This window comes from Saccharomonospora iraqiensis subsp. paurometabolica YIM 90007, assembly GCF_000231035.2.
GTDB lineage: Bacteria > Actinomycetota > Actinomycetes > Mycobacteriales > Pseudonocardiaceae > Saccharomonospora > Saccharomonospora paurometabolica.
Map to the genome: position 1 here is coordinate 108,658 of NZ_KI912228.1, position 13,391 is coordinate 122,048.

Below are 13,391 nucleotides of genomic sequence, written 5' to 3' on the forward strand. Positions count from 1 at the left end.
CTCGCCGCCCAGGCCCCGAGCGCCACCCGCTACCTCAAGGCCAAGTCCATGTAACCCCGCGAGTCGCCACCCCACACCCGCGAGTCGCCACCCCATGCCCGCGAGTCGCCACCTCATGCCCGCGAGTCGCCACCTCATGCCCGCGAGTCGCCACCTCATGCCCGCGAGTCGACGTCCGGGGTCTCCGGTCCCCGGACACGCGCGTGCCAACGACTGCGGAGCCGGAGGCTGACGTAGACGAGCGCGACGAGCACCGGAACCTCGATGAGCGGGCCGACGACCCCGGCGAGCGCCTGCCCCGAGGTCACCCCGAACACGCCGATGGCCACGGCGATCGCGAGTTCGAAGTTGTTCCCCGCGGCGGTGAAGGCCAGCGTCGTGGTGCGGGCGTAGTTCAGTCCGGCGGCCCGGCCGACGGCGTACGACCCCGCCCACATCAGCGCGAAGTACGCCAGCAGCGGCAGCGCGATCCGGGCGACGTCGCCGGGCCGCTCGCTGATCGTTTCCCCCTGCAGGGCGAACAGGACGACGATCGTGAACAGCAGTCCGTACAGCGTCACCGGGCCGATCCTCGGCAGGAAGCGGTTCTCGTACCACTCGCGGCCCTTCGTACGCTCGCCCGCACGGCGGGAGACGTACCCGGCCGCGAGGGGGATGCCGAGGAAGATCACGACGTTGAGCGCGATCGTCCAGGGGGAGGCGTCGATCGAGGTGGTGTCCAGGCCCAGCCACCCGGGCAGTACGTCGAGGTAGAACCACCCGAGGACGCCGAACATCAGCACCTGGAACAGGGAGTTCAGTGCCACGAGCACGGCGGCGGCCTCGCGGTCACCGCACGCCAGGTCGTTCCAGATGATCACCATGGCGATGCAACGGGCCAACCCGACGATGATCAGGCCGGTGCGGTACTCGGGCAGGTCGGGAAGCATCAGCCACGCCAGCGCGAACATCAGGGCGGGCCCGGCCACCCAGTTGAGCAGCAGTGAGAGCACGAGCATGCGCCGGTCGCGGGTCACCGAGTCGAGCCGGTCGTAGCGCACCTTCGCCAGCACCGGGTACATCATCAGCAGCAGTCCCAGCGCGATCGGCAGGGAGACCTGGCCGATCGTGACGGCGTCCAGCACGTCCCGCAGGCCCGGCAGCACGGCACCGAGCAGCAGCCCGGCGCCCATCGCCGCGAGAATCCACACCGGGAGGAACCGGTCGAGCGACGACAGCTTCCGCAGGACGTCGGTGTCGTCGGACTCGTCCACGGGCCGGGTCATCAGCACGGCCTCCTGTTCCCGGTGAGTGCGGATCCGGCGGCCTCGGCGCGCTCGGCGAGGCCGGTCAGCGTCGCCGCGATCGCCCGGAGCGCCTCCGGCCGCAGCCGGTAGTAGGTGTAGCGGCCGTGCGGTTCCGCGACCACCAGGCCCGCCCCGCGCAGCAGCCGCAGATGGTTGGAGATGTTGGTCTGGCTCGCCCCGGTCTCGTCGACCAGGTGGCAGGTGCACAGCGTCTCCCGCGCGAGCAGGCCGACGAGAGTGGCCCGCAGCGGGTCCGCGAGCAGGCGCAGCGCGTCCGTCGGCAGCGCGTCGGTGGGCACGACCGTGTCGGCCGGGGGCGGCGTGGGGTCGAGGGCGGGCATGGTGCGCGACCATACATCACTCGATAATGATGTCATCGGGTACGGTGAGCCGACCAACCGTTCGTGTCCCGCTCGATCATCCGGGAGAGTCCATGGCCCACCGGCCGGAGGTCCTGTTCGTCTGCGTCCACAACGCGGGCCGCTCACAGATGGCGGCCGCGCTGCTGGCCCACCACGCGCTCGGCCGCGTCGCGGTCCGCTCGGCCGGGTCCGAGCCGGGGGAGCGGGTCAATCCCGCGGCCGCGGCCGCGCTCGCCGAATGGGGTCTGGACATCACCGCCGCGGTGCCGACCCGTCTGGCCACCGACGACGTCGAGGCCGCCGACGTGGTCGTCACGATGGGCTGCGGCGACACCTGTCCCGTCTTCGCCGGCAAGCGCTACCTGGACTGGGAACTGGACGACCCCGCGGGCAGGCCGGTGGAGGAGGTCCGCCCGGTCCGCGACGAGATCGACCGCCGGGTCCGGGCGCTGCTGTCCGAGCTGCTCGACGGCGCACCCTGACCGCCGAGGCGACCCGTGCTCCGGCGTGGGACCGGCTCAGGCGTCGGTGCGCCGGGCCACGCACAGCACCGACTGACCGAACGGGACCGGGATCACCTTCTCGAGCGCGCGGGTGACCGGCACCACGAAACGGTCGTACAACGCGACCAGACGCGGATTCGGCGCACCCGCACCGCCCTTGCGGACCGCCGCCCACCAGGCGAACGCGCCGAGGAAGTTCACCGGGCGCGCCACCTCGACGTGCAGCCCGGCCCGGCGCGCCGCCTCGGACACCGTCGCCGGCGTGTAGCGGCGGTGGTGGCCGACCTTGCGGTCGAACTCCCCGTAGAGCTGTTGATACCCGGGCACGAACAGCACGATGTTCCCGGCGGGGGTGAGCGACTCGGACAACTCACGCAGGGCGGTCACGTCATCGGCGATGTGTTCCAACACGTTGATCGCGACGAGCGTGTCGACGGGCTCGGACAGCCGGGTCCGCCCGTCGATGTCGTACTGCTGGACCTCCACCTCGGGCCGGTCGGCGAAGCGTCGCTTCATCCGCTCCACCGCACCGGAGTCCACATCGGTCACCACGTACCGGTCGGACCCGGTGAACCCGTCGGCGAACTCGCCGAGGCCCGCCCCGACCTCCAGCACCGACCGTCCGCAGTGCGGGCCGATCAGCTCCCGCTGGTACGCGAGGTAACGCGGCTTGCCGTGGTCGCTCTCCAGCTCCCGGCCCGTCGCGGCGGAGAACTCGTTGCCCGTGGGGGTGTCCGTCACGTCCGCTCCCTGTGTCCGGCTTCGATAGCGCACCGGTATCGGTACTTGATCGAATCGTAACGCCCATCGCCGTCGGCCGCCGCACCGAGGGCCACGGCGCGTGCCGATCCGGTGACCGGAAGCGGGTACCGGACGGGAGGGGCGGCGGGAACACGGGCCGCACACACGACCGCGCCCCCGGGCGGAGAACCCGGGGGCGCGGAAAACCACTCACGTCGACGGCGGGCACGGCCCGGCGTTGTCGGTGTTCGGTTGTTGAGTTGCGAAAACGGTGTGAGAACGGTGTCAGGCGGCGTTTCCGCGAATTCCCGACTGCCGTGCGCGCTGACGCCGGGCGCGCACGAGATCACGCCGTTCCCGCTCCGTGGTGCCGCCGAAGATCCCGTGGTCGAGGCCGTTCTCGATCGCGCTCTCCAGGCACTCGTTCGCCACGGGGCAGCGTGCGCACACCGCCTTGGCGCGCGCGGTCTGCTGGGCGCCCGGTCCCATGTCGGACACGGGGAAGAACAGCTCGGGGTCCTCGTCGCGGCAGGCGGCATGATGCCGCCAGTCGAAATTGTTCATGTGGCGTGCCGCCTCCTTCCGGCGAAAAACAGGCAACTATGCGGAGACAACGCACGTCGGTTGTTCCGCTATTCCGGGCGCACCCGGCGCGGGACGGGGATTCGGCTCACATCCCTGGCGACCACGATGTCGCCGCCGAATACCTCGGCCGCTTCGTCATGAAACCGAGTCGGTTCCGTGTGGCTCGGTTTCGTGTAACGCTGCGAGAAATGGGTCAACACCAATGTGCGGACCCGGCTCTCGGCCGCGACCCGACCGGCCTCTGCCGCGGTAAGGTGTCCGTACCGCCGCGCGAGGTCGGCCTCGGAACTCAGGAAGGTCGACTCGATGGTCAGCAGGTCGGCGTCCTCGGCCAGCGCGAAAGCATTCTCGCACAACCGGGTGTCCATGACGAAACCAAAACGCTGCCCCGGACGTGTGACACTCACCTCGTTCACCGTCACGGTGCGTCCGCCCACGTCGACCGTGCCCGTCCGCCGGAGCCTGCCGACGTCCGGTCCGCGCACCCCGTGCCGTTCGAGAAGGTCGGGCACCAGGTGCACGCGGTCCGGCTCCACGAGCTGGTATCCGAACGCCTCCACCGGGTGATCCAGCCGTCGAGCCCGCAACTCGCCGAACGGACCGGACGCGATCCTGCCGTCCCGTTCGACGGGGTGCTCCGTCAGCTCGGTCGTGGCGTGGAACACACTCGCATGGCGCAGTCGGTCGAAGTACCGGGCTCCGGTCGCGGGATAGTGGGCGACGGCGCTCGGGAGACCGTCCAGCGACATCCGCTGCACGATTCCCGGGACACCCAGGCAGTGGTCACCGTGGAAATGCGTCAGGCACATCCGCGTCACCGCGCGGACGGAGACACCCGCGAACGTCATCTGCCGTTGGGTGCCCTCGCCCGGATCGAACAGGATGCCCTCGTCGTCCCAGCGGAGCAGGTACCCGTTCTGGGCGCGGTCCCGCGAAGGCACCTGACTGCCGGTGCCCAGCACGACCAGTTCCCGGGCGGTCACTCCCGGACGCGTTCCGTCATCCGCCGTACCTACCGTTCATTCTCACCTCACCTCCCGTCACCGGCCGGGACGCCGCCGTGCTCCACCGGCGGTCCGTGTGTCGGTTCGTCAATCCGCCCGACCGGGTATCCCGTTCGTCCCGGTTCTATGCCCACCCGATACCCCCGCGGTGGTCAATCACCCGTGCGTGACTGTCCGGCGCCCCTTCCGAGTGGCGCGGCGTGGCCGGGGCGGCGCATACTGCGGCCCGTGTCCACACAGGACCGGATACTGCACGTCGATCTCGACCAGTTCCTCGCCGCGGTGGAGGTCGCGCGGCACCCCGAGCTGCGTGGACGGCCCGTGGTGGTGGGCGGCTCCGGCGACCCGACCGGGCGGGGCGTGGTGGCCACCGCGTCCTACGAGGCCCGGGAGTTCGGGGTGCACTCCGGCATGCCGTTGCGCACCGCGGCGAAGCGCTGTCCCGACGCCGTCTTCCTGCCCAGCGACGCGCCCGCCTACGAGGAGGTCTCCGGCCGTGTCATGGCGACGCTGCGGGACCTGCCCGGCGTGGTCGTCGAGGTCGTCGGCTGGGACAAGGCGTTCCTGGGTGTGCGCACCGACGATCCGGAGGCACTGGCGGGGCGCGTCCGTGCGGAGGTGGCCGGCCGGACCGGCCTGTCCTGTTCGGTGGGCATCGGGGACAACAAGCACCGCGCGAAGCTGGCGACCGGCTTCGCGAAGCCGGCGGGCGTGTTCCGGCTGACCGCGGAGAACTGGGCCGAGGTGATGGCGCACCGCCCCACCGACGCCCTGTGGGGAATCGGGGTGAAGACCCGGCACCGGCTCGCCGAGAGCGGGATCCACACCGTGGCCGAGCTCGCCGCCGCCGACCCCGCGGAACTGGCCGTGCGGTTCGGTCCGCGCCTCGGGCCCTACTACCGGCTGCTGGCGCACGGGGCGGGCGATCGAGAGGTCACCGCGACCCCGTACGTCCCGCGTTCCCGCAGCCGGGAGACCACGTTCCCGCGGGACGTCGCCGATCCGGACGAGCTCCGCGCCCAGCTGAGCCTGCTGAGCGAACGGGTCACCGCGGACGTGCTGGCCGAGGGCAGGCCGGCCGCCCGGGTCGCGGTCAAGGTCCGGTTCGCACCGTTCATCACGCGGACACGCAGTGTCACCCTGTCCGCACCCACCAGCGACGGTGCCGCGCTCGAACGGGCCGCGCAGTCCGTGTTCGGCCGGTTCGAACTGGACCGTCCCGTGCGTCTGCTGGGCGTGCGCGCCGAGTTCGAGCGGGAATGAGTCGGAACACACCGACGTTGCACCTCATGCTCGCCGTTGACGGCCCGTTACCCTGCATTACGCTGTTGCCGCGGTCGAACAGTTGACCGAGCGAGCCACGGGCATCCACGATCCGGGCGTATCACGAACGGGAAAGAGAGCGACACGTGACTGCCTCTGCCGAGCCCCTGTACGGGGCCGACGACCTGACCCATCTCGAGGGTCTGGAAGCGGTGCGCAAGCGACCCGGCATGTACATCGGGTCCACCGACAGTCGCGGCGTCAACCACCTGTTCTCCGAGATCCTGGACAACTCCACCGACGAGGGGGTCGCGGGGCACGCGAGCAGGATCGTGGTGACCCTGCACGCCGACGGCAGCGTGGAGGTCTCCGACGACGGCCGGGGCATCCCGGTCGGCACCCACGGCAAGTCCGGGCTCAGCGGGGTCGAACTGGTGCTCACCCGGCTGCACGCCGGGGGCAAGTTCGGCGGCTCGGGGTACAAGGCCTCCGGCGGGTTGCACGGCGTGGGCGCCTCGGCGGTGAACGCGCTGTCGCTGCGGCTCGACGTGACCGTCAAGCGCGACGGCACGGTGTACGAGATGTCGTTCGCGCGCGGTGTGCCCGGCGTGTTCGACGGACCCGGGCCCAAGGCGAAGTTCACCCGGCAGTCCGGCCTGCGGACCGTGCGGAAGATGAAGCGCGGCGAGTCGACCGGCACCGTCATCCGCTACTGGTACGACGCGCGCTACTTCGAGAAGGGCGCGGGCCTGGACATCGAGGCGCTGCGGACCAAGCTCCGGCACACCGCATTCCTGGTCTCCGGCGTCACCTACGTGCTGCGCACGGCCACCGACGCGGCCATCAACGAGGAGACCTTCCATTACCCGAACGGCGTCGCCGACATGGTCGAGTACCTCGCACCCGCGGGTGACCGCCCGGTGTGCGGGACGCAGCTGATCACCGGTGAGGGCACGTACAAGGAGAACGCCGCGGACGCCAACGGCGTCATGCAGTCCAATGTGGAACGCCGCGCCGAGGTGGAGATCGCGCTGCGGTGGGGGACCGGGTACGAGCGCACCGTCGAGTGCTTCGCCAACACGGTCCGCAACGTGCACGGCGGGACGCACCGCAAGGGATTCGAGCGCGGGCTGACCCGGGCGGTGCACGACGCGATCTCCAAGACCCGCGGGCTGTTGAAGCCCAAGGAGGACATGCCCACCCTGGACGACATCTACGAGGGCATGACCGCCGTCGTCCACGTGCGGATCCCGGAGCCGCAGTTCACCTCGCAGACCAAGGACGAGCTCTCCACCGCGGGCATCACCAAGGTCGTGCAGGGTCTCGTGGAGAAGCACCTGAAGGCCTGGGCCGAGCACCGCAGAACCAAGGCCGAGGCGAAGACGGTGCTGCAGAAGATCGTCGACGCCTCGCGCGTGCGGTTGACGCAGAAGCAGCAGAAGGACGCGGCCCGGCGCAAGACCGCGCTGGAGGGCGCGGCCATGCCGCCGAAACTCGTGGACTGCCGCACGACCGGGGTGGCGCGCAGCGAGCTGTTCCTCGTGGAGGGGGACAGCGCGCTGGGTTCAGCCCGGCTCGCGCGGGTCTCGGAGTACCAGGCGCTGCTCCCGCTGCGCGGCAAGATCCTCAACGTGCAGAAGGCGAACCTCGGTGACGCGCTGAAGAACGCCGAGATCGCCTCGATCGTGCAGGTCCTCGGCGCCGGGACCGGGCGGACGTTCGACGAGTCGGCGCTGCGCTACGGCCGGGTGATCCTGATGGCCGACGCCGATGTGGACGGCTCGCACATCCGGACGCTGCTGATCACGCTGTTCGCCCGGTACATGCGGCCGGTGATCGAACAGGGACGGCTCTACGCGGCGATGCCGCCCCTGCACAAGATCACCACGAAGGGGCGCGATTCGAAGACCTTCTACACCTTCACCGAGCGGGAGATGGAGGCGAAGGTCGCCGAGCTGGAGGAGGCGGGCAAGCAGGTCGTCACGCCCGTCCCGCGGTTCAAGGGACTCGGCGAGATGGACGCCGACGAGCTGTGGGAGACCACGATGAACCCCGCGACGCGGGCCGTCCGCCGCATCACGCTCGACGACGTCGACGCCGCCGAGGCGGCGTTGGACCTGCTGATGGGGGAGAAGGTCGAGCCGCGCCGCAACTGGTTGATCACCTCGGCCGAGCGGGTGGACCGGGCCGCGATCGACGTCTGAGCACGGCCGGACCCGGGCACGGTCCGGGCCGCCCGCCCCTCCCGCGCTGAACACCACAGGAGCTCGTTGAACCATGGCACGCCGCAAGAACACCACCACACGGGTCGACCCGGCCGCCTTCGACCAGGCGGGCGCGCGGATCTTCGACAACCCGGTCAAGACCGAGATGGAGGATTCGTACCTGGAGTACGCCTACTCGGTCATCCACTCCCGGGCGCTGCCCGACGCCCGGGACGGTCTCAAGCCGGTGCACCGCCGGATCCTGTTCTCGATGAACGAGAACGGCTACCGGCCGAACCACGCCTACGTGAAGTCGTCCCGTGTGGTCGGTGACGTGATGGGCCGCTACCACCCGCACGGCGACTCCGCGATCTACGACGCGATGGTGCGCCTGGCGCAGGACTTCTCGATGAACGTCCCGCTGGTCGACGGGCACGGCAATTTCGGTTCCGTCGACGATGCGCCGGCCGCGAGCCGCTACACCGAGGCACGGATGTCGCCCGAGGCGATGGCGCTGGTCGGGGAGCTGGGCGAGGACACCGTCGACTTCCGGCCGAACTACGACGGGTCGCTGCAGGAGCCGCAGGTGCTGCCTGCGGCGTTCCCGAACCTGCTGGTCAACGGCACGTCCGGGATCGCCGTCGGGATGGCGACGAACATGATCCCGCACAACCTGGGCGAGGTGGTCGCCGCGGCCAAGTGGCTGATCAACCACCCGAACGCCTCGCTGGACAAGCTGATGGAGTTCGTGCCCGGCCCGGATCTGCCCACCGGTGGGCAGCTGCTCGGGCTGGACCAGGTGCGCAAGGCCTACGAGACCGGGCGCGGGGTCGTGCGGATGCGGGCGACGGTGACCACCGGCCCGATCGAGGGCAGCCGCAGGCAGGGCATCACGGTGACCGAACTGCCCTACGGCGTGGGCCCGGAGAAGGTGATCGAACGCATCACCGACGAGGTGAACAAGCACAAACGGCTCACCGGCATCGCCGACGTCAAGGACCTCACCGACCGGGAGAACGGCACCCGGCTGGTGATCGAGTGCAAGGTCGGTGTCAACCCGCAGGCGCTGCTGGCCGACCTGTACCGGCTCACGCCGCTGGAGCAGTCGTTCGGCATCAACAACCTCGTGCTCGTGGACGGCACGCCGCGGACCCTGGGTCTGAAAGGCATGCTGGAGGTGTTCCTGGCCCACCGGTACGAGGTGGTCACCCGCCGCACCCGCTACCGCAGGCGCAAGCGGGAGGAGCGGCTGCACCTGGTGGAAGGGCTGCTCAAGGCGCTGGTGGACATCGACAAGGTGATCAGACTGATCCGGGGCAGCGAGAACGCGAAGGCCGCCAAGGACGGGCTGATGACGCGGTTCAAGCTGTCCGACACCCAGGCCACCTACATCCTCGACACGCCGCTGCGCAGGCTCACCAAGTACGACAAGATCGAGCTGGAGTCCGAACAGGAGCGACTGCGCTCGGAGATCGCGGAACTGACCACGATCCTGGACGACGAGTCGGTGCTGAAGAAGCTCGTGTCCAAGGAACTGACCAGGGTCGCCAAGGACTTCGGCACCGCGCGCCGCACGGCGTTGATCGACGGGGACCTCAAGGAGGTGCTGGAGGCGTCCAAGCCCGCGGGTCCGCTGGAGGTGGCCGACGACCCGTGTCAGGTGATCCTCTCGGCGACCGGGCTGGTGGCCCGGACGGCGGCGGAGTCCGAGGAGGCCGTCGAGGGACGCCGGCGCAGCGGCCGTGCCCGGCACGACGCCGTGGCGGCGATGGTGCACACCACGGCGCGGGGGCGGGTCCTGTTCGTGACGAACCGGGGCCGGGCGTTCCGGACCGACGTCCTGCCGTTGCCGGTGCTGCCGGAGCAGGTGGGTACCGTGTCGCTGCGCGGCGGGGTGGCGGTGCGGGAGCTCGTGCCGCTGGAGTCCGGCGAACGGGTCGTCGGTGTGGCGCCGCTGGGCGAGCAGGCCGAGGGCTCGCCGGGGCTCGCGCTCGGCACCCGGCGCGGGATCGTGAAGGTGTGCGCGCCGGACTGGCCGGTGCGGTCGGACGAGTTCGACCTGCTCACGCTCAAGGACGGCGACGAGGTGGTCGGCGCGCGGTGGCTGACCGACGGTGCGGAGACGTTGGCGTTCGTGTCGTCGCAGGCGTCGCTGTTGCACTACGACGCCTCGTTGATCCGCCCGCAGGGGCTGCGCGGCGGCGGGGTCGCGGGGATCTCGCTGTCCGGCGAGGCCGAGGTGGTGTACTTCGGCGCGGTGCGCACCGACGACAGTGAGCACGGCGAACCGATGGTGATCACCGCGACCGGGGAGACGGTGAAGGTCACCCCGCTGGCGGAGTACCCGGCGAAGGGCCGCGCCACGGCCGGTGTGCGGGCACAGCGGTTCCTCAAGGGGGAGGACCGGCTGACCACGGCGTGGGTCGGCCCCCGCCCGGCGGCCTCGACGGCCAGGGGCGAGATCGTGGAACTGCCCGAACCCGACCCCCGCCGGGACGCCTCGGGCACCGCCCTCGACACCACCCCGGACGTCGTCGGCCGCCTCATCGAACGCGCCTGACCCGGCCCCCACCCCACGGCCGCGAGTTGACACTCCAGGCTCACGAGTCGACTCACCGTGTCGGTGCGGGTGGGTGTGATGGCTCCCGTGCGGGGCGACTCGCGGGCCCGGAGCGGCGACTCGCGGGCCTGGGGCGGCGACTCGCGGGTCCGGAGCGGCGACTCGCGGGTCTGGGGCGGCGACTCGCGGGGCCGGAGTGTCAACTCGCGGGGGTGGGGGGCCAGGAGTCGAGGGTCGCGTGGGTGGTGAAGCGGCGGGGGGTGCCGGTGCGCGGGTCGTCGAACTCCAGGACCGTGGCGAGTAGTTGCAGGGGGTCGCGGAAGTCGTCGTCGGCGGTCTCGACGACCTCCGGGAAGAGGGTGTCGCCGAGGATCGGCACGCCGAGGCTGTTCATGTGCACCCGGAGCTGGTGCGTGCGCCCGGTGCGGGGCCGCAGGCGGTAGCGGCCGAGGCCGTCCCGGTGGTCGAGCAGCGCGACGTGGGTCTCGGCGTTGGGTTCGCCGGGCACCTCCTGTGCCGCGAACACACCGCGCTTCTTGACGATGCGGCTGCGCACCGTCCGCGGCAGCGCCAGCTCCGCGTCGTACGGTGCGACGGCCTCGTACTGCTTGTGCACCCGCCGCTCGCTGAACAGGGTCTGGTACGGCCTGCGCAGCTCAGGCCGGGTGACGAACAGCAGCAGACCCGCGGTGGCCCGGTCGAGCCGGTGCACCGGGCTCAGGCCCGGCAGGTCCAGTTCCCGGCGGGCCCGCGCGAGCGCGGTCTCCCGGGCGTGGCTGCCCCGCGGGGTGGTCGCCAGGAAGTGCGGTTTGTCGAGCACGACGAGGTCGTCGTCGCGGTGGACGACGCCGAGCTCGAACGGGACGCGCACCTCGTCGGTGGCGTCCCGGTGGAACCAGACGAGCGCGTTCGGGGTGAACGGCGTGTCCGGCGTGACCGGCCCGTCCCGCGTCACGAAGCGTCCCTCGCGCAGCATCGCGTCGACCCGCCCGGGGGGCAGCCGGTGCAGCCGCCGCACGAGGAAGTCCCGCACGGTGGTGAACGGCCCGTGCGTGGGCAGCCGCACCCGGACGGCGTCGAGGCCGTCCCGCTGGGGCAACGGCGAGGGGGGACGTCTGGTTCGGCTCATCGGTCCGCACTGTAGCCGCCCGCGGGCCGGGCGCGGCCGTCACCGTCGGCACCGGTCGCGGGTGGGCGGGCGGCGGCCAGGTCCAGCACGATCCGCGCCGTGTCGGCGTCGGTGACGAGCGTGGACACCAGTCCGGAGCGCAGCACGGCGTCGACGGCCTCGGCCTTCGCCGGTGTGTAGCCGAGCGCGACCACCTCGGGCACCCGGCGCAGCTCCTCGTGGGTGATCCCGAGCACGTGCCGGTCCAGGCCCGTGGACAGCGTGCCGCCCTCGGCGTCGAACAGCCGCGCCGCGATCTCCGCCTGCGCGCCGCGGTTGCGGAGCGCGTCGCGTTCGGCGGGGGAGAGCGAGTCGTAGACGGTGGACTCGCCCTCCCGCCACGCGCCGATGCTGACCACGGCCTTCGTGAGGTCGCGGAACCGGCCGAACGCGTCGGCGATGCCGGGTTGCCCGCGCAGGACGTCGGCGGTGTGTGCGTCGGGCAGCACGAGTGGGGCGGAGATCGGGTAGGCGGGTCCGCCGGAGACGTCGGCCAGCCGGGACACCGTCTCCACGGAGCGGTCCCGCAGGTCCATGCCGGTCTGCACCCCGCACAACTGCACCACCGGACAACGGGGGAGTCGCGCGATCTTGCCGGCCATCGCGTTCACCGACCGTGCCCAGGACAGGCCGAGGACGTCGGTGGCGGTGACGGTCTCGGTGAGCAGCCGCGCGGCCAGGGCTCCGAGACGCTCGCGCCGCTCCTCCCGGGGCCGCTCGCCGTCGGTGCTGTCGAGCACGAACGCCCGCCGGAGTCCGTAGGCCGAGCGGAGGTCCTCGGACAGTGCCGGGTCGACGGGTTCGCCGAGGTCGTACTCCAGGCGGACCAGGCCGGTGCGCAGCGCCGTGTCCAGGACACGGGCGACCTTGAACCGGCTGACGCCGAACTCCTCCGCGATCTCGATCTTGGACTGTCCCCGGACGTAGAACCGGTGGGCCATGCCGGCGGCCCACACCGAGTCCGCCAGCCCGAATCCTTCCCCCTGTGTGCTCATCTGAGCATTATAGAACGGATCGCCGCCGAATCATTGACGGATGTCGCTGTTGAGTCGTTCAATCTCTGCCCAGCAGAGCGTGAGAGTCAGATCACACGCTCAGATGAGCGGGAGGTGCGGAATGCGGGCGGTGGTCGTCGACGAACCCGGGACGGTTCGGGTCGCCGAGGTGCCCGATCCGGTGCCGGGGCCGGGGGAGGTCGTCGTCCGGGTCGGGGCGTGCGGGATCTGCGGCACGGATCTGCACATCGCGGACGGGCACTTCCCGCCCACGCCGTACCCGATCGTGCCCGGGCACGAGTTCGCCGGCGAGGTGGTCGCGCTCGGCCCGGACGTGGGGGCGGGACGCGCGGTGGGCGAGCGCGTCGCCGTCGACCCGTCGCGGTTCTGCGGGGCCTGCGGCCCCTGCCGGGCGGGACGTGGCAACCTCTGCGCCGGCTGGGGTGCCACGGGCGACACCGTGGACGGCGCGTTCGCCGAGTACGTCGCGGTTCCCGCCGCCACCTGCCACCGGATGCCGGAGGGCATGACGGACCGGCAGGGCGCGCTGGTGGAGCCGGTCTCGTGCGCGGTGCACGGCCTGCGCCGGATCGGTGTCGAGGTGGGCGAGCGGTTCCTCGTCGTCGGCGCGGGCACGATGGGGCTGATCCTGTCCCGGCTGCTGCGGGCCTCGGGCGCGCGGGTCACGGTCGTCGACCGCGACCCGGCCCGGCTGCCCCG

The 13,391-nt window shown here is 71.3% G+C and carries 12 protein-coding genes; 5 read left to right on the forward strand and 7 right to left on the reverse strand.

Going from position 1 to position 13,391, the window contains the following annotated elements; translation table 11 throughout:
- Positions 1-155: 155 nt before the first annotated feature.
- A complete protein-coding gene (gene arsB, locus SACPADRAFT_RS0210230; protein ID WP_007024282.1) occupies positions 156-1,265 on the reverse strand; it encodes an ACR3 family arsenite efflux transporter in 1,110 nt (369 codons plus the stop codon).
- A complete protein-coding gene (locus SACPADRAFT_RS0210235) occupies positions 1,265-1,663 on the reverse strand; it encodes an ArsR/SmtB family transcription factor (RefSeq protein ID WP_233357155.1) in 399 nt (132 codons plus the stop codon). The genes arsB and SACPADRAFT_RS0210235 overlap by 1 nt, the downstream gene beginning before the upstream one ends.
- 56 nt (positions 1,664-1,719) lie before the next feature.
- Between SACPADRAFT_RS0210235 and SACPADRAFT_RS0210240 the strand changes: the two genes are divergently transcribed.
- Complete coding sequence (locus SACPADRAFT_RS0210240; protein WP_007024284.1) at positions 1,720-2,130, forward strand: arsenate reductase/protein-tyrosine-phosphatase family protein; 411 nt, start codon at positions 1,720-1,722, stop codon at positions 2,128-2,130.
- 36 nt (positions 2,131-2,166) lie between these two features.
- Here SACPADRAFT_RS0210240 and SACPADRAFT_RS0210245 read toward each other — a convergent pair whose 3' ends face one another.
- The 3 genes from SACPADRAFT_RS0210245 to SACPADRAFT_RS0210255 all read right to left on the reverse strand — a co-directional run bounded on the left by SACPADRAFT_RS0210245 (position 2,167) and on the right by SACPADRAFT_RS0210255 (position 4,460).
- A complete protein-coding gene (locus SACPADRAFT_RS0210245; protein ID WP_007024285.1) occupies positions 2,167-2,892 on the reverse strand; it encodes a class I SAM-dependent methyltransferase in 726 nt (241 codons plus the stop codon).
- Positions 2,893-3,177: 285 nt separating this feature from the next.
- On the reverse strand, positions 3,178-3,456 hold the full coding sequence (locus SACPADRAFT_RS0210250) for a WhiB family transcriptional regulator (RefSeq protein WP_007024286.1): 279 nt from the start codon (positions 3,454-3,456) through the stop codon (positions 3,178-3,180).
- Positions 3,457-3,524: 68 nt separating this feature from the next.
- On the reverse strand, positions 3,525-4,460 hold the full coding sequence (locus SACPADRAFT_RS0210255) for a ribonuclease Z (RefSeq protein WP_007024287.1): 936 nt from the start codon (positions 4,458-4,460) through the stop codon (positions 3,525-3,527).
- 249 nt (positions 4,461-4,709) lie between these two features.
- Here SACPADRAFT_RS0210255 and SACPADRAFT_RS0210260 point away from each other — a divergent pair, with 249 nt between their 5' ends.
- The 3 genes from SACPADRAFT_RS0210260 (at position 4,710) to SACPADRAFT_RS0210270 (ending at position 10,508) form a co-directional block, all read left to right on the forward strand.
- A complete protein-coding gene (locus SACPADRAFT_RS0210260) occupies positions 4,710-5,744 on the forward strand; it encodes a DNA polymerase IV (RefSeq protein WP_028662377.1) in 1,035 nt (344 codons plus the stop codon).
- A 146-nt stretch (positions 5,745-5,890) separates the two neighbouring features.
- Positions 5,891-7,948 carry a DNA gyrase/topoisomerase IV subunit B gene (locus tag SACPADRAFT_RS0210265; protein WP_007024289.1) on the forward strand — a complete coding sequence of 686 codons (2,058 nt, stop codon included), beginning with the start codon at positions 5,891-5,893 and terminating at the stop codon, positions 7,946-7,948.
- Positions 7,949-8,021: 73 nt separating this feature from the next.
- On the forward strand, positions 8,022-10,508 hold the full coding sequence (locus SACPADRAFT_RS0210270) for a DNA gyrase/topoisomerase IV subunit A (protein WP_007024290.1): 2,487 nt from the start codon (positions 8,022-8,024) through the stop codon (positions 10,506-10,508).
- A gap of 199 nt (positions 10,509-10,707) precedes the next feature.
- Here SACPADRAFT_RS0210270 and SACPADRAFT_RS0210275 read toward each other — a convergent pair whose 3' ends face one another.
- Entirely contained in the window at positions 10,708-11,637 is a 930-nt protein-coding gene (locus SACPADRAFT_RS0210275) for a pseudouridine synthase (RefSeq protein WP_007024291.1), read from the reverse strand.
- On the reverse strand, positions 11,634-12,671 hold the full coding sequence (locus SACPADRAFT_RS0210280; RefSeq protein ID WP_007024292.1) for a sugar-binding transcriptional regulator: 1,038 nt from the start codon (positions 12,669-12,671) through the stop codon (positions 11,634-11,636). The genes SACPADRAFT_RS0210275 and SACPADRAFT_RS0210280 overlap by 4 nt, the downstream gene beginning before the upstream one ends.
- 121 nt (positions 12,672-12,792) lie before the next feature.
- On the opposite strand from SACPADRAFT_RS0210280, the gene SACPADRAFT_RS30470 reads away from it, so the two are divergent.
- Positions 12,793-13,391, forward strand: a 599-nt coding sequence (locus tag SACPADRAFT_RS30470) for an alcohol dehydrogenase catalytic domain-containing protein (RefSeq protein ID WP_007024293.1), incomplete at its 3' end; no start/stop codon positions are given.

Coding starts and splice junctions, on each gene's coding strand:
- SACPADRAFT_RS0210280 (WP_007024292.1), bottom strand. CDS start 12,671: ATGAGCACACAGGGGGAAGGATTCGGGCTGGCGGACTCGGTGTGGGCC.
- SACPADRAFT_RS0210270 (WP_007024290.1), top strand. CDS start 8,022: ATGGCACGCCGCAAGAACACCACCACACGGGTCGACCCGGCCGCCTTC.
- SACPADRAFT_RS0210240 (WP_007024284.1), top strand. CDS start 1,720: ATGGCCCACCGGCCGGAGGTCCTGTTCGTCTGCGTCCACAACGCGGGC.
- arsB (WP_007024282.1), bottom strand. CDS start 1,265: ATGACCCGGCCCGTGGACGAGTCCGACGACACCGACGTCCTGCGGAAG.
- SACPADRAFT_RS0210235 (WP_233357155.1), bottom strand. CDS start 1,663: ATGACATCATTATCGAGTGATGTATGGTCGCGCACCATGCCCGCCCTC.
- SACPADRAFT_RS0210275 (WP_007024291.1), bottom strand. CDS start 11,637: ATGAGCCGAACCAGACGTCCCCCCTCGCCGTTGCCCCAGCGGGACGGC.
- SACPADRAFT_RS0210250 (WP_007024286.1), bottom strand. CDS start 3,456: ATGAACAATTTCGACTGGCGGCATCATGCCGCCTGCCGCGACGAGGAC.